Genomic DNA, 19,151 nt, shown 5'->3' with positions numbered 1-19,151 from the left:
ATCACGCAAGCGTCGCACGGCACCCGCCGACACCCCCAACCGGGACGCCACGGCCTTCGCGCCATACCCGTCCTCGAACAACGCAACAGCGGACGCCCGCTGCCACTCAGACAACGAACTGCGTGGATGCAACGAACCACTCCCCGGACAGCCGGAACTGGATTCCCAGTCCAACTCCCGGGGCGCAGTTCACTCCGGGTTCCCCTCACGGACCCGGCCGCCCGATCCGGTTCCCGATCCACCGCCCGATCTCGATCAGCACTACTCCTGCCGCCGCGCAGAGCACCGCGGTCAGCGTGTAGCCGGTGTTGCTCGGGTCCAGCTGGAAGATCTCCCGCGTCCACGGCAGCACGAACATCAGCGCCGAAACGACCGCCATCGTCGCGACCAGTGCGGCCTTCCACCAGGTGTAGGGCCGCGCGACGACCGCGAGCACCCACAGCGCCAGCGCCATCAGCGTCATCAACGCCGTGGTGCTCGCCTGCACCTGCGCGGCCTCGGTGGTCGCGTTGCCGGGGTGGACCAGGATGTACGAGACGAACGACGCGGCCCCGATCACGACCCCGGCCGGGACCGCCATCCGCAGCACGCGGCCGACGAATCCGGGGCGGGCGCGGTCGTTGTTGGGGGCCAGCGACAGCACGAACGCGGGCAGGCCGATGGTGAACCAGCCGACGATCGTGACGTGCCTCGGCAGGAACGGGTACGGCATCGCGTCCAGGCCGATCAGCCCGGGCACGCCGACGATCAGCGCCAGCAGCACCGAGTACACGGTCTTGGTGAGGAACAGGTTCGCGACGCGTTCGATGTTGCCGATCACCCGGCGGCCCTCGCCGACGACGTGCGGCAGGGTCGCGAAAGCGTTGTCCAGCAAGACGATCTGCGCGACGGACCGGGTCGCCGGGCTGCCCGCGCCCATCGCGACGCCGACGTCGGAGTCCTTCAGGGCGAGCACGTCGTTGACACCGTCGCCGGTCATCGCGACCGTGTGCCCACCAGCTTGGAGCGCGGCGACCATCGCCCGCTTCTGCGCGGGCGTCGCCCGGCCGAACACGGCGGTGCTTTCCAGCTGGTCAGCCAGCTTGCCGGGGTCCTCCGACAGCGTCCGCGCGTCGACCGGGGCCTCGCCGCCGGGCAGGGCCAGCGCGCGGGCCACGCCGCCGACCGACACCGCGTTGTCGCCCGAAATCAGTTTCACCGCAACGCCTTGGGCGGCGAAATAGTCCAATGTCTCGCGGGCGTCGCCGCGGATCTTCTGTTCCAGCACGGCCAGCGCCACCGGCGTGACCTTGCCCGGTCCGTCGGGCGCGTCGACCGCGTTCGCCGCCCGGCCGAGCAGCAGCACCCGCAGGCCCTGCGCGCCGATCCGCTCCGCTTCCGCGCGTTCCTCCGATTCGGCGGGCAGCAGCACGTCCGGCGCGCCGAGCACCCAGTCGCCGTGCTCGCCGAACGCCGCGCCGCTCCACTTCCGCGCCGAGGAGAACGGCACCACGGCGGTCGGCGTCCAGTCCGGCGCGGCCGGGCAGCCCTCGGCGATCGCGGCCAGGCTGGCGTTCGGCCGCGGGTCGGCGGCGGCGAGCGCGGCCAGCACGGTCTCCGGAGTTTCCCCCGCTTCGTGCAGCCGCCGCAGCTCGGACAGCCGCATCGCGTTCTCGGTGAGCGTGCCGGTCTTGTCCGCGCAGACGACGTCCACGCGCGCCAGACCCTCGATCGCGGGCAGCTCGTTGACCAGGCACTGCCGACGGCCCAGCCGGATCACGCCGACCGCGAACGCGACCGACGTCAGCAGGATCAGGCCTTCGGGCACCATCGGGACGAGCGCCGCGACCATCCCGCGCAGCGCGGCGGGCAGCGCCTGCGACCCGGACAGCTGGTTGTAGATCGACAGCGCCCCGGCCGGGACGAGCAGGTAGGTGATGACCTTCAGGATCTTGTTGATGCCGTTCCGCAGCTCCGAATCGACCAGGGTGAACCGGCCCGCCTCCTCGGCCAGCTTCGCCGCGTAAGCCTCGGAGCCGACCTTCGTCGCCCGGTACGCGCCGTTCCCGGCCACCACGAAGCTGCCGGACATGATCGGGTCGCCCGCGTGCTTCACCACCGGGTCCGACTCGCCGGTGAGCAGCGATTCGTCGACCTCGAGCGCGTCCGCGGCCAGCACCTCGCCGTCGACCACCACCTGGTCGCCCGCGCCGATCTCGATCACGTCGTCGGCCACGACCTCTTCCGGCGCCAGCTCGCCGCTGGTCCCGTCGCGGCGCACACGCGGCCGCACCTGCCCGACGATGGCGAGCCGGTCCAGCGTCCGCTTGGCGCGCAGCTCCTGCACGATGCCGACGACGCTGTTCGCCACGATCACCCCGGCGAACAGCCCGTCCAGCAGGTAGCCGGTGGAGAAGATGATGACCGCGAGCACCGCGAAGATCGCGTTGATCCGCGTGAAGACATTCGCCCGGACGATCTCCCACGCGCTGCGGCTGGTGCGCGAGGGCACGTCGTTCGTCCGTCCCGCGGCGACCCGCTCGGCCACCTCGGCCGCGGTGAGCCCGCGCGTGCTGTCCTGCGTGAGCAGGCCGTCGTCCCCTGGCATGGCCTCGACCTTACGCAGTTTCCGGGCAAATCCGTCACGTCCTCGCCCCCGACGGGTCCGCCCGTTCGGGTGACTCGGCGCGGGCCACCGGCCAAGACAGGACGCGCGGCCTCCGGCGGACGGTTCAGCTCAGCCACTGCTTAGGCGGCGGGTACACATAACGCGCGATCGTCGTGCTCACCCAGCCGATGCAGAAGCCGCCGAACACCGGCAGCACGATCGCCACCTCGTGTCCGCCGCGGAACAGGCCGACGAACAGCAAGACCAGCGCCCACGCGACGAGCAGCCCGGCGCTGTAGGTCCAGTAGTTGCGGTACCCGCGCATGGCAACCTCCCAAGTCTTCTCTTCCCGAGTGTTCCTGGCGCAGATCTCGATTGCATGCCCAAGGACGGATAAGGCATTCGACCGCACAAAACGGTCTTTCGCGTCCTTTCGACGGGAAACCGAAAGCGCCGGAACGCAGCTATGCTCAATTCCGTGGCGCCGAACAAAACTGTGCTTCCGCACGGCAGCCGCCGGGCGGGCCTGCTGCTCGCGGTGCTCCTCGGCGTCGCAGGCTGCTCGTCCGCGCCGACGCCTCCGCCCCGGCTGTCGCCGCCGCTGCCCGACGCCCCGCTCGACCTCACGCAGTTCACGACCAAACCCTGCGACCTGATGACCCACGACCAACTGGTCACGTTCTTCGTCAGCAGCCCGGGAACGACCGCGACGGCCGGCGGCAAGACCGCCTGCACCTGGATTCCCCGCGACACGAAGGCGTTGAGCTACGTCGCCTCCGTCGACACGACCTCAGGCGGGCTGGAAGCCCTCTACCATCACCGAGCCGCTGTTCCCGGCTTCGCCCCGGTCTCCGTCCACCACTACCCCGGCATCCACCGGGACAACGGGGACGGCCACTGCACCGTCGAAACCGGCGTCGCCGAAGACACGCTTCTCACCGTGACCGTGACCGCGACCGATCCCAAGCTGGACGCCTACAGCGATCCCTGTTACGAGGCCGACCGGTTCGCCGGAAGCATGATCGCCTATCAGGCCAACCGGGCGCCCTGACCGGTCAAATCAGTACGCAATCCCCGCATTTCGGGCCGTTCCGATCCGGTGCCGCCCGATAAAACAAACAACAGCTGCGGCGACGGAACCGTCCATTCTCCCGGGTTCCGGTACCGGTGAGCTCCGGCAATTCCTCCAGCGCGGCAACAATTCGGGCGATCCGGTCAGTCCACTCCGGACGCTCGGAACGCAGTACCGTCACCGCCCCGTTCAGCGCCGACGCCACGTTCCCCCGCCGGACATTCCGCGCCAGCGAGAACTGCGCCATCGCGTCGTCCAACCGCGCCAACGGCCCGCGCAGCACCCGCGAAGCGAACGCACTGACTACATCGGACTCAACCGGCGGATTTTCCTCAAGGGACAACGGAAACGCGCCGCCCAGCTTCGGCTGCCACCAAGCAGTCGAGTAGTCCGGAACCGCGCCTGCGCCGACCGCGAGCCCCAACGCGGGCGAGATGATCCGCGCCGCCAGTCCGAGGTGCGCGATCGACGCCGCGACCCGCGGTTCCACGAAATCGCCGCCGAGCACGGCCCGGTTCTGCGCGACTCGCTCGCGCAGCACCGGGCCGTCGTCGAGGACTTCGGAAAGCGGACGCCACGGCTCGGCCGGTTCGCCCGCCGGATGCGTGTCCACGGCGAAGAACGGGCCCAGTCCGGTCAGCGGGTTCACGCCTCGACGGTAGCCGCGCGCCCGCGGTCCAGCACGCGTTCGGCGAGCGGGCCGAACACGAGCCCGATGGTCGTCCACAGGATCACCTGAGCCAGCACCGAGTAGAGCCGGAATCCCACGAGCGTGTCGGCCGGGAATCCGGGGTACACGATCCGGCCGTCGGGGGCCTTGAGCGGCAGCGGGGTTTCGCTGGCCTGCGGGCCGTACTCGGCGACATTGGAGGCCAGCGAACCCAGCGACGGCAGCAGTGCCATCAGCAGCGCGGACAGCACGACGAACCCGGCGCCCGCGACGAGCGTCGCGTTCCAGTTGCCCAGCCGCGGGGCGAGCCGCTTGCCCACGACGACGGCCGCGACCAGGAAAATCACCGACGCGACCACCATCGCCAGGTACAGCCCGGTGCGCGCGCCGATGGTGGCCTCGTGCCCGATCGCCGGCGGGTTGGCCGGGTATTTCAGGAACGGCACGAGGTACAGCGCCAGGAATCCGGCCCCGGCCACGAGCACCGCCAGCACCCGCGCGCGGATCCGGCCGACGCGGCCCAGCAGCACGGTGTAGGTCACCGCGAACAGCAGGCCCATCGCGACCCCGAAGAGCACCATGCCGAGCCCGATGCCGAGGTTGCCTTGCACGGCACGGCTGAAAACCTCGTGGTCCCCGTGCTCGGTCGGCAGGCCGGCGGCCTGGTCGAGCGCCATCTGCGCCTCGTCGCGGCCGGATTCGTAGTCGATCGCCGCCTGGGTCAGCGGTTCGGCGAAGATCCGGGCGAAGACGAACGCCAGCACTCCGCCCAGCGCTCCGGCGAGGAGGCCGCGCAGAATCAGCTTGTTCTGCATTGTTCGGTTGTCCGTTCCGGGCGCGTCAGTGGCAGGGGAAGCCGAGGAAGTGCCGCGCGTCGTGGACGAACTCGTGCACGTGGGTGTCGCTGCCGAAGATCGAAACCGCGCCCTGGTCGACGCCGATGAAGTAGTACAGCAGCAGCGCGCCGACGACGGTCGCGCCGAGCAGCAAAGCGGCTTTCGACACGGGCAAGACGACGGGGGTGGACCGGTCGGCCGGAATGGTGGCCATGGCTCTCCTTCGGGATGACGCGTCCCTTGCGGGTGGACCTGACGACGGCTCCTCGACCTGACTCGCCCCGGGAGGGGCTCACAGTGGCGCGACCGTGCCGGAATCTCACCGGCTTCGGGAAGCCGTCGCGCGAGCAGCACGGTACGGCGGTGTCCGGCCGGTCGTCAATCGCCCAAGGGTCCGGGCTGTCCGTTATCTCCTGGTTTGCGCGGCCGGTGTGCCCGGGGTCGCACCGAACGGAGCAAGCACGCTCACGCGGGGTCGCGGTAGAAGGCCAGGTGCTCCGGGCAGAGGTAGAGCGTGAGGCCTTCCGGCGTGTCGTAGCGGGACAGGCCGCCCCATTCCTCGTCCGGGTCGAGTTTGCCGAGCATCGCCTTCAGCGCGCGGAAGTCGGCGTCGGTCTTCGCGTGCGACTCCGGGAGGTCCTCCTCCTGCCGGTCCGCACCCGGCAGGAGGCGCTCGCGGTGCAGTTCCTTCGGCAGCTGGGCGGCCAGCTCCTTCATCAGGTCGCAGTCGGATTTCAGCTGCTCGTTCAGCACGCCCGCGGCCACCCCGAGCACCGGTCCGGCCAGCGGCGCGGCGTGTTTCATGACCCGGATGAGGTGCTCCAGGTGCGGCCCGAGCTTGACGAACCATTCCCGCGGCTGCGACACCGAGTACACGCCCTTGTCGCCGTCCAGCCGATGCCAGGCGCCGGGCTCCTCGCAGTAGAGGTGGATCTCGTAGGGCGAGCCGGTGATCCGCCGCCGCCCTGCCGGGACGACCGCGAACACGCTGGGGCAGCGCGCTTCCTGCTGGTGCTGCACGAGCCGTTGCAGGCGCAGGAACATCCGCTGGTGGTAGTCGCTCTGCTCCTCCAGCCGCTCGCCGAACTGCTCCACGGTGCGGGTCAGCCGCTCCATGGACGCGCGCGTCGAGTCCCGCTCGGCCGGGGCGAGGCCGAACAGCAGCTCCGGCACCGAAACCTGCTCGCCGGAGCGGTGGCATTCGATCTCGTGCTTGGGCGGCGTGCGTTCCAGCCGGGCGCGGAGGTTCTCGTAGTCGAACAGCTCCGGGCAGTCCGGTTCGCACCGGCACGGCACGCGGCGCGTGATGTCCAGGCCGGGGAACCGTTCCAGGGTCAGGTTGAGCCCCTCGTCGAGCACCATGAAGAACCCGACCGGCGACGGCCCGCGCACGGTCAGCTCGACGGTGTTGTGCTGGCGGTCCGCACTGACCAGCGCGAGGTGGCGGCCGTCGCGGTGGCCGAGCAGCGCACCAGTGCGCCAGTGCACGTTGCGGCTGAACCGGTGCGACCGCGCGATGAACCACGTCGGGATGCCCGGCGGCATGGTGTTGAGCTGGTAGATCACCTTGATCTGCTGGGCGTTCTCCCGCGCGGCCGCCCACTGCCCCGCGTACTCGGGCGGATTCCACTGCAGCCGCTCGACGACCAGGCTCAGATCTCCCCCGCCGTTCGACTCGACGCGGTAGGACAGGTCGTACTTGTCCATCATGCCGAGGAAATGGTCGCGGATCCCCTTGTCGAGGTCGTACCACAGCGCGGCGAGGTGTTCCCGGGTGAGCAGCCCGTGCCGTTCGGCGACCTCGTCGCTGTCCAGGACGCGGCTGATGTAGTCGTTGACCCAGGAAGGCCGCAGCACGACCGTTTCCTGGAGGTCGGGATCGTCCGGGTAGTACAGGATGTCGCCGAGTTCGTGCAGCGCCCGGGCGATGAACCGGCTCGGCTCCGCGCCGGTGACGCCCGCTTCGGCCATGCTCCGCCACATCCGGCCGACCGTGATGTGGTTCTCCTGGGTCTGCCGCACCGCGTCCGCGGCGGCCAGCCAGGACGTAGGCCATTCCGAACCCATGAGCGGCAGTTCCGCCGCGTGCCGCGCGAGAAGATCGCGCAGTTCCCCGACGCCGTCCCGCGTCGCGTTGTCCACGTGCACGCTCGCGACGATTCTCGGGTATTTCGCCCGCAATTCGGCGAGCGGCAGATCGACCGGACGGCCGTGAATGTGCGTGGCCACGAGAACGATCGGCGATTCCGGCGCGCGGGCGGTGATGATGTCGAGCCAGTAATGCAGTTTTCCCTGTTCCCACCCCAGCCGTGAATTCCACAGCAGGACGAACAGGGAACGGTTGGTGAGGAAGAACTGATGGGTGGCGTGGTAGATCTGCTGGCCGCCGAAATCCCAGGTGGACATCCGCATCCGGACATCTCGTTCCGGGTGGTCGAGTTCGAGATCCCGCACGAGCAGGCCGTGTGTGGAGGGTTCGTCCGGATCGTGCTCGTCCTCGGCGAGAGCGCGGACGAGGGAAGTTTTGCCCACGCCGCCTTCGCCTACGACGAGGAGTTTGGACACCCATTGCGCGGTGCTGCCGCGTTCGCGCTCGCGGAGGAATTCGAGAACGGACTCGGACCCACTGGCGGTGATTTCCGGAGGCGGGCTGATGAAGGGGTTACCGGAGACGCTGAGGGTGGTGAGCTTAGGCAAGTGCGCGAGAGCGGCGGGCAGACTGCGGAGGCGATTGTCGGAGAGGAGAAGGGTGGTGAGGCGGTCCAGGCGGGAGAAGTTTTCGGGGAGCGAGACGAGCTGGTTGCCCCGCAAGTCCAGATTCCGGAGGCTGCCGAGTTCCCCGAAGGATTCGGGCAGCTCGGCAAGGGCGTTCTCGGCCAGGAAAAGCCTGGTCAGGCCCGCGAGCTTGCCGAGGCGTGCGGGCAAGCTCGACAGCTGGTTCACCGACAGGTCGAGGTTGTCGAGATTCACCAGGTCCGCCAAGCTTTCCGGCAGATCCGTGAGGTAGTTCCGGCTCGCGTCGAGCCAGTGGAGACAGACCAGGTCGCCGATGTTTTCCGGCAGCGAGGCGAGGTTGTTGCCGCTCAAGGAGAGACTGACCAAGCAAGGCAAGCTAGCCAGCCACTCGGGGACCGCGGCGAGCTCGTTGTTGGTGAGGAAAAGCCGCCTCAGCGCTCGGAGCCTCGCGACAGTGTCCGGCAGTTCGCCGAGCGAACACCGATTCAGGAACAGAGTCTCCAGCCGGCTCAGCTCGCCGAAGTCGAAGGAGGTCAGGTCGAGCGCGTTCCCCGCGGCGGAAAGGAAGCGCAGACCGCCGAAGCCGGCCAGCCAAGCAGGCAGTTCGACGGTCCCCGTGTCGTCCAAGGCCAGCATCGTGAGATCCACCAGCTCCCGCACCGGGTCCGGCAGGCCGTTCAGCGGATTCCCGCTGATCCACAGCTGGGTCAACCCCTGGCACGAACCCAGCCACCGCGGCAGCTCGCTGAACCGGTTGTTCCGCACCGACAGTGCCGACAGGTGTTTCAGTTCCGCCAATTCCGCGGGGAGTGCGGTCAGCTTGTTGTCGTCCAAGGTCACGTCGGCCAGAGCGGTCAGCTCCGGAAACCAGCCGGGCAGTTCGCGGAGCTGGTTGCCGCTCGCGTTGAGTCTTTCGAGGTGGCTCAGGCCGCGGATCCAGGCAGGCAGCGCGCCGAGCCCACAGCCCACAAGGTCGAGCCCCCGCAACGCGGCGAAGTCGCCGAGCCACTCGGGAACTCCGCTGAACTGGTTGCTCCCCAGGGACAGCTCGCGAAGGTCGGTGAACTCCCGAAGCCAGTCCGGCACTTCCGCGAGCTGGTTGCCGCGGAAAGAGAGAACGCGAAGGCGGGTGAGCGGAGCGAGCTGGGCGGGCAGCTCGGCCAGCCGGTTGTTGTCCAGCCGCAGCTCGACCAAGCCGGTCAGCCGGTCGAAAGAGCCGGGCAGGCCGGACAACCGGTTCGAGGAGGCGTTGAGCAGGTGCAAGGACGTGAGCTCGCCGAGCCACTCCGGCAGGGTTTCCAGCCCGCAGCCGGCGACCCGCAGTTCGGTCAGCTCAGTGCATTCCCGCAGCCACGACGGCACCTCGGACAGAGGCAAGAAGTCCAGGTCCACCCTGGTGAGCTGAGCGAGATCGCCCAGCCAGTCCGGCAGCTCCGCGAGCCGAGTGCCGGACAGCCGGAGCCACTGCAGGTTTTCCGGCCGGACGACCCCGGCAGGCAGCTCGCGCAGAGGGTTGTCGTTCAACGACAGGCTTTCGAGGCCGTCGAGAGCGCTCAGAAACTTCGGCAGTCCGGTCAAGCCGCATCCGCCGGCGCCGAGCGAGCGCAACTCCCTCAAGTCGCCGAGCCAGTCCGGCAGGCCGCGCAACAGGTTGTCGTCCACGTCCAGACGACGAAGCTTTCTCAGGCGACGCATCGACTCCGGCAGCTCCGTCAGCTGGTTGCCGTCGAGCCACAAGGTTTCCAGCTCGGTCAGGTCGCCGAGCCACTCCGGGAGCGCGGTGAGCAGGTTCCGGTCGAGGTGCAGGACGGTCAAGCCGGTGCAGTCGCGGACCCATCCGGGCACCTCGGCCAGTCCGCAGTCGCCGGCCGTCAGCTCGGACAGGCCGGTCAGGGTCGCCAAATGCCCAGGCAGCCCGGTGAACGAGTTCGAGGAGAGCCGCAGTTTTCGGAGGCCGGACGGCAGCTCGGGCAGGTCCCGCAGCCGGTTGTGCGCGACGTCCAGCAGGGTCAGGTGCTCGAGGCCGCCGATCCAGTCCGGCAGGTCGGCGAGCCGGTTGCCGTCCAGGTCGAGTTCCTCGAGACGGTCCAGCCCGGCGATCCACTCCGGGACCTCCGTCAGGCGCAGGCGCGCCAGGCCGAGCTTCGTCAGCCCGGTCATCCCGCCCAGCCAGTCCGGCAGGCCGGTCAAGGGGTTGTCGTGCAGGTGCAGTTCGACGAAGTCCAGGCCGCGCAGGCACTGCGGCACCTCGGTCAGCAAGTTGTCGTAGAGGAACAGCTTCGCCAGTCTGGGGATCTCCCCGAGCCAGTCCGGGAGGGCTGTCAGCCGGTTGCCGTCCAGGTCGAGCCGGACCAGGTTCGGCAGGCCACGCACCCACTCCGGGACCTCCGTCAACCGGCAGGCGGCCACGTCCAACGTCTCCAGACTGGCCATCCCGCCGAGCCAGTCCGGTACTCCCGCCAGGCGGTTGCGGTCGAGGAACAGCTCGGTCAGCCGCAGCCCGGCGAGGGATCGAGGCAGCGCGGCGATCCGGTTCCGGTCCACCGACAGACTGCGGAGGCTAGCCAGCTCGCCGATCCATTCCGGCAGGTTCGCCAGCCTGTTCTTGCTGACGCTCAGCTCCCGCAGCGGCAAGCCCGCCAGCCATTCCGGCAGCTCCCGCAGGAAGTTCTCGTCCAGCACCAGCTTCTCGAGACCGCCGATCTCCGCCACCCGCGGCGGGACCTCCGTCAGGTGCAGGCCCTGCAGATCCAGCGTCGTCTCTCCGGCGGCGAGCACGGCGTCGATGCGGCGATTCGCTTCCTCGGTCCCCATGCGGCCAAGTCAATCAGGTTCGCGCGCGAAGCGTTGCGCGTCCGGCGGGAAAGCTATACCGTTCCTGAACTAGAACAGGTTACAGTTTCGGCGGTGCGCGGGACGAGGAGCGGACATGGCAGCCAGGGTGGCCCGGAGCAACGAAGCCGACTACGTGGTCGTCGGGTCGGGCAGCTCGGGGGCTGCCGTCGCGGGGCGGCTCGCGGAGTCCGGGGCCAGCGTGATCGTGCTCGAGGCGGGCAAGAGCGACAACCAGCTGCTGTTGCGCAAGCCGGGGCTCGTGGCCCCGTTGCACGCCGTGCCCCAGCTGAAGAAGATGAGCGACTGGGGGTTCTACTCAGTCCCGCAGAAACATGTTCTCGATCGGCGCATGCCGGTGCCGCGCGGGAAGGTGCTCGGCGGCTCCAGTTCGGTCAACGGGATGGTCTACGTCCGCGGCAACCGGGCGAATTTCGACTCCTGGGCGGCCGAGGGCAACACCGGCTGGGACGCCGACAGCGTCAACGCCGCGTACAAGCGCATGGAGGACTTCGAGGACGGCGAGAACGCGTTTCGCGGTGCCGGCGGGCCGATCAAGATCACCCGCAACAAGATCCCGCAGGAAGGCACGCTGCAGTTCCTCGACGCGACGGCCGACGCGATCGGCTGCGACATCATCGACGACTACAACGGCGAGTCGCAGGAAGGCGTCAGCCGGATGCAGCAGAACGCCGCCGACGGCCTGCGCTACAGCGCCTCGCGCGGTTACCTGCACCACTTGGCGCCCCGGACGCTCGAGATCCAGTCCCGCGTGTTCGTGCGAAAGGTGGTGATCGAGAACGGCCGCGCGACCGGCGTCGAGGTGACCGACGCCAACGGCACGCGCCGCACAGTCCGGGCGGGCAAGGAGGTCATCCTCTCCGCCGGGTTCGTCGGGTCGCCGCAGCTGCTGATGCTGTCCGGCATCGGGCACGCCGAGCACCTCAAGGAACACGGCATCGAGGTGCTCGCCGATCTGCCGGTCGGCGACAACCTGCACGACCACATGTTCCACGCGCTCACGTTCCAGGTGTCGTCGTGCAAGAACAAGGGCACCGCACCGTATTTCGCCCGCGGGATGGCGCGCGAACTGCTCAAGCCGGGTTCGACGTTCCTCGCGAACTCAGTGTTCGAGGCGCTCGCGTTCCTCAAAACGTCGCAGGCCTCGGAAGTGCCGGACCTGCAGCTGCACCTGCTGCCCTGGGCGTACGTGTCGCCGAACCAGGACGCGCCGATCCGCCATCCGGTCGACAAGCGGCCGGCGCTGACCGTGCTCACCACGCTGATCTACCCGAAGAGCCGCGGCACGATCCGGCTCGCCTCGGCCGATCCGACCGCCGCGCCGCTGATCGACCCCCAGTACCTCTCCGACCCGTCCGACCTCGAAGTGCTCGGCGAGGGGTCGGAGATGGTGCGGGAGATCTTCGCGTCGAAGGCGTTCAAGGGCTCGATCAACGAGGAGATCCACCCGGGCACGCACCTGCGCGGCCAGGAACTGCGCGACGCGATCCTCAACCGCGCGACGTCGGTGTACCACGGCGTCGGCACCTGCCGGATGGGCGTCGACGACCTGGCTGTCGTCGGGCCGGACCTCAAGGTGCGCGGCGTGGACGGGCTGCGGGTGTGCGACGCCTCGATCATGCCGTCGATCACCGGCGGCAACACCAACGCGCCCTGCATCATGATCGGCGAAATGGGCGCGCAGCTGGTTCTTTCCGGCAACTGACGGGAGCGGAAGACCATGACCCTCACCCCGGTCCGGCCCACCCGGCCGGCTTCGGCGACCGACGAATTCCTCCGCCAGCTCGTCGCGCGCGTGCCGGGTTCGGGCGGCGCGGTGTGGCCGCTCACCGAGGTCTACACCGGCGACGTCCTGGTGGACCTGCCGCAGTCGACGCCGTCGGACATCGAACAGGCGTTCGCCGCCGCTCGGGCCGCGCAGGCGAAATGGGCCGCGACGCCGCTCAAACAACGCCTCGCGGTGTTCCGTCGCGCGCATTCGCTTTTCCTCGACCGCGCGCGCACGGTCGCCGACCTGATCCAGGTCGAAAGCGGCAAAAATCGCCGGATGGCGATCGAGGAAACGTGCGATCCGCCGATGATCATGAGCCACTATCTGCGGCGGGCCCCGAAATTGCTGGCCGCGACCCGGCGCGGCGGACCGGTGCCGCTCGTGTCGTCGTCGACCGAGATCCGGGTTCCCAAGGGCGTGGTCGGGATCATCGCGCCGTGGAATTTCCCGTTCGCCACCGGGGTTTCCGACGCCATTCCGGCGTTGATGGCGGGCAATGCGGTGGTGTTGAAGCCGGACAACAAAACCGCGTTGTCACCGCTGTACGGCGTGCGGCTGCTCGAAGAAGCCGGGTTGCCGAAGGGCCTGTTCCAGGTCGTGTGCGGCGAGGGCCCGGACGTCGGCCCGACGCTCATCGACCAGGCCAACTACGTGATGTTCACCGGCTCGACCGCCACCGGGAAGGTGATCGGCGAGCGAGCGGGCCGGAACCTGATCGGCTGCTGTCTCGAACTCGGCGGCAAGAACCCGATGATCGTGCTCCCGGACGCCGATTTCGCCGACGTGGTTCCGGGCGCGGTGTTCGGCGCGTTCGGCAACACCGGGCAGATCTGCATGCACATCGAGCGGATCTACCTGCCGGAGTCGCGTTACGAGGAATTCAAGGAAGCCTTTGTGGCCAAGGCTTCCTCGCTGGATGTGCGGGCGGCTTACGATTTCGGTCCGGAAATGGGTTCGCTGGTTTCAGTGGACCACATGAACCGGGTCAAGTCCCATGTGGACGACGCGGTCGAGAAGGGCGCCACCGTCCTGTGCGGCGGGCGTCCCCGGCCGGACTTGGGGCCAGCGTTCTTCGAGCCGACCGTTCTGGAAGGCGTCACGAAAGACATGCTCTGCGGAGTCACGGAAACGTTCGGCCCGGTGGTGGCCTTGCACCGGTACCGGACGGTCGACGAGGCTGTCGAGCTGGCGAATGACACTGACTACGGGTTGAACGCTTCGGTGTGGGGCAAGGACCTCCGCGCGGCGTCCGCGGTGGCCGCCCGGCTGGAGACGGGCAACGTCAACGTGAACGACAGCCTGGCGACCGCGTACGCCGCCAAGGGAACTCCGTCCGGTGGCGTGAAAACCTCGGGAGTGGGCGCCCGGCACGGGGATCAGGGACTGCTGAAGTACACGGACGTGCAGAACCTGGCGGTGCTGAAGAAGCCGGTGATGAGCCCGCGACCGGGACAGAAGTACGAGAAGTACGTGGAAGGAATGCTGTCCGGACTGAAAATGATGCGTCGGCTCAGGATCCGGTAGCCGCCGTGTCCGCAATCGACTGACGGACTACTCGCGCCACCTGTCCGTCCACTTCGGTCAATCCGTTCAGCCGGTTCCGGCGCGTCAGCAGTCCGCCCAGGACCAGATCGACCAGCTGCGCGCCTACCTGCTCCGCCGACACCGGGCCGGCTGGGTCGAACCACGTCCATGCCCATTGCGCGGAGCCGAAGATCAGCAGGCTCTGCACCTCGACATCGCACGAGCGGAACTCCCCCGACGCGATCCCTTCGGACAAGGTCGCGCGCACCAGGTCGAGGTATTCCGCGCGCATCCGGCGGCCCTCGGCCATCGCCTCGTGGTCGGCTAGCCGGACGACCTCGCGCTGGAACGCGACGGTCGCCTCCCGGTCCACCACCTGGTACAGCACGAACGCGTACAGCAGCCCGGCGAGTTGCCGCGTCGGCGTCGCGAGGCGGTCGCGGATCAGCGCGGCCTCGGCGAGCCTGCGGCGCATGTACGACTCGTGCAGCGCGGCGAGCAGCCGGTCCTTCGTGCCGAAGTGGTGCACGATGGTGCCCTTCGACAGCCCCAGCTCGCCGGCGATGTCGGAGAAGTTCGTGGCGTCGTATCCGCGCTCGGCGACGCGGCGGGTGAACGTCGCCAGGATGTCCCCGGCGCGGCCTTTGGGTGGCATCGGCCCACTGTAGCCGAAGTTTGACCACTGACCGTCCGTACGGTTACCTTCATCGTGGTCCCCGGCGACGAAGGAGTCTCGGCATGGCAGCGAGCTTGGCGCAGTGGATTGTCCGGCGCGGCACGGTCACCCCCGAGTCTGTCGCGCTGGTCGCCGCGGAGACCGGCGAGCGGATTACGTACGCCGAGCTCGAACGCCGGGTCGCGCGGCGGGCGGCGGCGCTGCGCGAACTGGGTGTGCGCAAGGGCGACCGCGTGGCGTTGCTCGGCCTGAATTCCACCGGCTACCTCGAAACTCTCTTCGCGGTCGCCTGGCTCGGCGCGATCACGCTGCCGATCAATTTCCGGCTCGCCGCGGCCGAAATCGAGTACCTCCTCGACGACGCCCGGCCGGTGGTCGTGGTGCACGACGACACCTTCGCCGCGCTCGCGAAGGAGGCTTCCGGCGCACGGACGCTGGTCAACAACCGCGAACTCGGCCAGACCGAGGACCGCGTCGAACCCGAACCGACCGGGCCGGACGAGGTCGCGGTGCTGATGTACACCTCCGGCACCACCGGCCGCCCCAAGGGAGCGATGCTCACCCACGGCAACCTGGAGGCGAACGCGGTCAACGTGCTCACCTCCGGCGAAGGCATTCTCCCGTCGGACATCACGCTTACCGTCGCCCCGCTTTTCCACATCGGCGGGCTGGCGCTGTTCACCCTGCCTTTGCTGTACGCGGGCGGCACCGTGGTGGTCGCCGGCAAGTTCGATCCACAAGAGACACTCGCACTGCTCCAGCGGGAAAAGGTCACCGTCCACTTCATGGTGCCCGCGATGTGGGCGGCGATGACGCAGGTCCCGGACTTCGATTCCTACGACCTGTCGCGGTTGCGGTACCTGTTGTGCGGCGGCGCGCCGTGCCCGCTGCCGGTGATCGAGTTCTACGAAGGCAAGGGACTGACCTTTGTGGAGGGTTTCGGGATGACCGAACTCTCCCCCGCCGCGCTGGTGCTGGAATCGGCGTTCGTGCGCTCGCACGCCGGGTCCGTCGGAAGGCCCTTCCTGCACGTCGAGGCGCGGATCGTGGACGAACGCGACGAGGACGTGCCCACCGGAACGGTCGGCGAACTGGTGCTGCGCGGCCCGAACGTCTTCGCCGGTTACTGGGGCCTGCCCGAAGCCAGCGCCGAAACCATGCGCGGCGGCTGGTTCCACTCCGGCGACCTCGCCCGCTGTGACGCCGACGGTTTCGTGACCTTGGTGGACCGCAAGAAAGACATGATCATTTCCGGCGGCGAGAACGTCTATCCGATCGAGGTCGAGCAGGTGCTGCACCGGCATCCGGACATCGCCGACGTCGCGGTGATCGGCGCGCCGGATCCGCAGTGGGGCGAAACCGTGGTCGCGGTGGTCGTGCCGGCCGGCGACTCGCTCGACGGGGACGCGGTGATCGCCTACTGCCGGGAAAGGATCGCCGCTTTCAAGTGCCCCCGCCGAGTCGAGGTGGTGGACGAGCTTCCCCGCAACGCCACGGGAAAGCTGCTCAAACGCGAACTTCGGGCCCGCTACACCGATTCCGCTGCTTCCGTCTCCCGGTAAGCCGCGAGGGGAACCAGATCCCCTCACGGCACGTCACCGGGTCAGATGAACCGCCACAGATGGTCCGGCGTCCCGTTGTCGTCCCACTGGGTCACCTGTGCACCGTCCGCAGTGGACTGCTGATCGACCGCCATCACCTTTCCGCTGTGGACATTCACCAGTTTCCACCAGCCGCCGCCGGCGTCCACGATGCGCCACAGGTGATCCGGTGTTCCGTTGTCCTGGAACTGCTGCACGTGCGCGCCGTTGTCGAGGCTCTGGTCGTGCACCGCTAGCACCTTGCCGCTGTTGCGGTTCATGATCCGGACGGTCCCGTCGCCGCTGTCCACGACCGTCCACACGTGATCGACCGTGCCGTTGTCTTGCCATTGCGTCACATCGGCAGTGTCCGAAAGCGACATACCCTGCACCGCCAGCAGTTTTCCGGAGCGCTGGTTCTGGATCCGACGCCACGAGGTGGTCGAGGCGGCCGGACGCGGCAGCAGAGCCAAATACCCAGCCGCGACCGGGCGCGCTTGGAAACCGGACTGCCGGGCGTCCGCGACGAAGTACCAGTCCGAGAACGGAACCCGCGAATCGGTGGTGTTGGCGAAACTGTAGACGCCTTCGACCAGCGTCGTGCGGAGGTCGGTGTGGTCGGTCAGCCAGGCGGCCGTCCAGAGTTCCCAGTCGGCTTTCGTGTAGTCGTGGCGCGGATCCAGCGGAACCCCGTTCGCGCCCCGTTGGGACTGGTACCAGGCGGCTTCCCGCGCGGCGGTGCCGAGCGGCACCAGGTCGAGGCCCAGCAACCGGTCCGCGAAACCGTTGTACTTCAGGCTCCACGTTCCCGGCTGGTCATACGCCATCCGCAGGTGCGAGCCGTCGTCGGCCAAAGTCGTCCACTGGCTGATGTACGACCGCGAAATCGACCGGTACCGCAAGGCATCAGCGGAATTGCCGGTGACGTCGGCGAGAACGGCCATCGCGCCGACGCCGATGATTCCCTTCAACGCGAGATTGGCGCTGTGCGCGATCCAGCCGGTGAAGTCGTCGGTCTGGTTCTGGTTGCCCGGGTCGAGCGTGGTGCCCACGAGATATTCGGCCCATTGCCGCAGGATTCCGTAGTGGGCGCCGGCGAACGCTCTCGCCGCCGCGGAATCCAGCCGCTGCGCGACCGCGGCGGACATGATGAGCATGTTGGCCGATTCCTCGACCGGCATGCTCTCCTCGTTGCCGTCGTTGTGCCCGGCCGCGTTCGGATAGGACGCGCCGATGTCGTGTTCCGAGAACGTCATCGGCCAGCCGCCGTGTTCCGCGTAGTCGAGCACCGGCTCCAGCAGCAGCCGCACGAACTCCGGCGACAGATGGAGATAGCCGGGCAGTGCCGGATAGATCACGTCTACTGTGGACACATTGCCGCTGGACGAGATCTCCTTCAGGAACGCCCACGGCGAGCCGTTCCGGTCGACCAGTTCGGTGCCGCCGAACGCCTGGCGCAGCGCGAGCGCGCAGATCGCCGCGTAGTGGTCGCCGGTGCTGCCGCCGCCGGCCGCGGCGGACGCTTCGCTCGCGATCCGCTGGTCCAGCGCGATGCCGGTGCCGAGCGCGGCCGGGTAGTCGGCGTGGAACCACGCGACCATGTCCTGCCACGACGACCAGTAGTGCGTCCACCACGGCGCCAGCTGCGCGCCGAGGTAGCTGACTGCGGGCGTGCGGACGTGCCCGATCGCCACGACCAGCGGATCGACGGCCGCGTCCGGCCGGATGGTGCCCAGGTCTTTGGCGAACGCGAGGACCGGCCAGCGGTCGCTGATCGCCCGCGGCTGGTCCGGATCGCTCGTCCCGGCCAGCGCTCCCCCGTTCGCCGACGTCGCGCGCACGACCGTGTCCTGCCCGATCTGCCAGGTCACCCCGGCCGAAGGCGCCGCGACGACGAGCGAACCCCAGCGCGGCTGGTCGTGCCCGTCCTCGGCGAGCACAGCCGGCGAGGCAGCCTGGACGCTCAACGACGTGATGCCGCCGGATTGCTGTTGTCGCCAGCCGACCGGCGTGCCCGAGTCCCATTGCAGCCATTCGGCCGACGAGTCGAAATGCAGTGAAACGGCATGCGCCCGGCCGTCGGTGCTCGCGGCGGCGACGGCGACATAGCCGAACGGCACGCACTGCCGCTGGAGGTTGCCGGGGTCGACCGGCGAGAAAAAGGTGACGGTGAGGGTCACGCCGCCGCCGGAGAGTTCGTAGATCGAGCGGGTTGCGGTGACCTGCAAGGAGTTCTGCGTCATCGGGGTCAGGCTCGGCCCGGACGGCAGCTGCGGCGCACCGGCGAACACGTACGCGGCGCCGTCGATCCGGGCGATCCCGCACAACGCGGTGATGTGCCCGTTCCAGAACGTCGACCAGGTGCCGGGCAGATTGTCCGCCGCTTGCCAGGTCGAGAGATACGGCGAGCGCACGACGAGCGGCGTCGCGGGCGGGCGCAACGGGTTCAGCGTGCCCGCCGGAGCTGCCGACGCGGTGGACTGGACCAGTTCCGGGGCGCACCAGAGCGCGGCCGCCGCGACCGTGCCGGCACCCGCCCAGCGCAGGGCGTCGCGGCGGCTGACTTCGCGGGGAGATTCGGAGGAGGACATCGACAGCTTCTTTCGGTCAGATGCCGGACACGGGAAAGAAGGAACCGAGCGACCTCAGTGTGGCACCGCGATACAACGTTGTAAATCTGCCGAAAGCACTGACAAACGCTGTCCACTTCCGGACAGGCGGTGTCAATGAGCGCGGCTTTCCCACCCGGCGACCGCATCCGTGCCGGTCCGCGATTCCGCTGCCGCGTTGATGAAGCCGCCGAAAAGCTGACAAGCGCTGTCCGTTTTCAGACAGCGCTTGTCAGT

12 protein-coding genes, 1 pseudogene and 1 riboswitch are annotated in these 19,151 nt (G+C 68.6%); of the genes and pseudogenes, 4 read left to right on the top strand and 9 right to left on the bottom strand.

Features of this window, described 5'->3' with window-relative positions:
- Nucleotides 1-3: 3 nt before the first annotated feature.
- The 3 genes and pseudogenes from ATK30_RS47805 to ATK30_RS35140 all read right to left on the bottom strand — a co-directional run.
- Nucleotides 4-114 (bottom strand): annotated as a pseudogene (locus tag ATK30_RS47805) (helix-turn-helix domain-containing protein); the annotation flags it as partial.
- Between the two features lie 91 nt (nt 115-205).
- The gene (locus tag ATK30_RS35145; protein ID WP_101439080.1) at nt 206-2,587 is read right to left on the bottom strand and encodes an HAD-IC family P-type ATPase; all 2,382 of its coding nucleotides are present in this window, start codon (nt 2,585-2,587) and stop codon (nt 206-208) included.
- Between the two features lie 124 nt (nt 2,588-2,711).
- Nucleotides 2,712-2,912: a hypothetical protein gene (locus ATK30_RS35140; RefSeq protein ID WP_101439079.1), complete on the bottom strand. Its 201-nt coding sequence runs from the start codon at nt 2,910-2,912 to the stop codon at nt 2,712-2,714.
- A 153-nt stretch (nt 2,913-3,065) separates the two neighbouring features.
- Between ATK30_RS35140 and ATK30_RS35135 the strand changes: the two genes are divergently transcribed.
- Nucleotides 3,066-3,638 (top strand): DUF3558 family protein, encoded by a 573-nt coding sequence (locus ATK30_RS35135; RefSeq protein WP_158242548.1) that lies wholly within the window; start codon nt 3,066-3,068, stop codon nt 3,636-3,638.
- Between the two features lie 4 nt (nt 3,639-3,642).
- On the opposite strand, the gene ATK30_RS35130 is transcribed toward ATK30_RS35135, so the two are convergent.
- The 4 genes from ATK30_RS35130 to ATK30_RS35115 all read right to left on the bottom strand — a co-directional run bounded on the left by ATK30_RS35130 (nt 3,643) and on the right by ATK30_RS35115 (nt 10,715).
- On the bottom strand, nt 3,643-4,308 hold the full coding sequence (locus ATK30_RS35130) for a (2Fe-2S)-binding protein (RefSeq protein WP_208637503.1): 666 nt from the start codon (nt 4,306-4,308) through the stop codon (nt 3,643-3,645).
- Complete coding sequence (locus ATK30_RS35125) at nt 4,305-5,144, bottom strand: CbtA family protein (RefSeq protein ID WP_101439076.1); 840 nt, start codon at nt 5,142-5,144, stop codon at nt 4,305-4,307. Before ATK30_RS35125 ends, ATK30_RS35130 begins: the two co-directional genes overlap by 4 nt.
- A 25-nt stretch (nt 5,145-5,169) precedes the next feature.
- Complete coding sequence (locus ATK30_RS35120; RefSeq protein WP_043827060.1) at nt 5,170-5,379, bottom strand: CbtB domain-containing protein; 210 nt, start codon at nt 5,377-5,379, stop codon at nt 5,170-5,172.
- A gap of 42 nt (nt 5,380-5,421) precedes the next feature.
- A riboswitch (adenosylcobalamin (AdoCbl) riboswitch) is annotated at nt 5,422-5,507 on the bottom strand.
- 123 nt (nt 5,508-5,630) lie between these two features.
- On the bottom strand, nt 5,631-10,715 hold the full coding sequence (locus tag ATK30_RS35115) for a leucine-rich repeat domain-containing protein (protein WP_101439075.1): 5,085 nt from the start codon (nt 10,713-10,715) through the stop codon (nt 5,631-5,633).
- Nucleotides 10,716-10,830: 115 nt separating this feature from the next.
- On the opposite strand from ATK30_RS35115, the gene ATK30_RS35110 reads away from it, so the two are divergent.
- On the top strand, nt 10,831-12,459 hold the full coding sequence (locus ATK30_RS35110) for a GMC family oxidoreductase (RefSeq protein ID WP_101439074.1): 1,629 nt from the start codon (nt 10,831-10,833) through the stop codon (nt 12,457-12,459).
- A 15-nt stretch (nt 12,460-12,474) separates the two neighbouring features.
- Nucleotides 12,475-14,049: a succinic semialdehyde dehydrogenase gene (locus ATK30_RS35105; RefSeq protein ID WP_101439073.1), complete on the top strand. Its 1,575-nt coding sequence runs from the start codon at nt 12,475-12,477 to the stop codon at nt 14,047-14,049.
- On the opposite strand, the gene ATK30_RS35100 is transcribed toward ATK30_RS35105, so the two are convergent.
- The gene (locus ATK30_RS35100) at nt 14,036-14,704 is read right to left on the bottom strand and encodes a TetR/AcrR family transcriptional regulator (protein ID WP_101439072.1); all 669 of its coding nucleotides are present in this window, start codon (nt 14,702-14,704) and stop codon (nt 14,036-14,038) included. The two genes, ATK30_RS35105 and ATK30_RS35100, sit on opposite strands and share 14 nt — an antisense overlap.
- 83 nt (nt 14,705-14,787) lie before the next feature.
- Between ATK30_RS35100 and ATK30_RS35095 the strand changes: the two genes are divergently transcribed.
- On the top strand, nt 14,788-16,287 hold the full coding sequence (locus ATK30_RS35095) for an acyl-CoA synthetase (protein WP_101439071.1): 1,500 nt from the start codon (nt 14,788-14,790) through the stop codon (nt 16,285-16,287).
- A gap of 41 nt (nt 16,288-16,328) precedes the next feature.
- Here the strand turns inward: ATK30_RS35095 and ATK30_RS35090 are convergent, their stop codons facing one another.
- On the bottom strand, nt 16,329-18,896 hold the full coding sequence (locus ATK30_RS35090) for a glutaminase domain-containing protein (RefSeq protein WP_101439070.1): 2,568 nt from the start codon (nt 18,894-18,896) through the stop codon (nt 16,329-16,331).
- Nucleotides 18,897-19,151 lie beyond the last annotated feature (255 nt).

The sequence above is a fragment of the Amycolatopsis echigonensis genome (assembly GCF_002846615.1).
GTDB lineage: Bacteria > Actinomycetota > Actinomycetes > Mycobacteriales > Pseudonocardiaceae > Amycolatopsis > Amycolatopsis echigonensis.
Note: the sequence above shows the minus strand (reverse complement) of the source record. Positions and strands in the feature narration are given on the sequence as shown.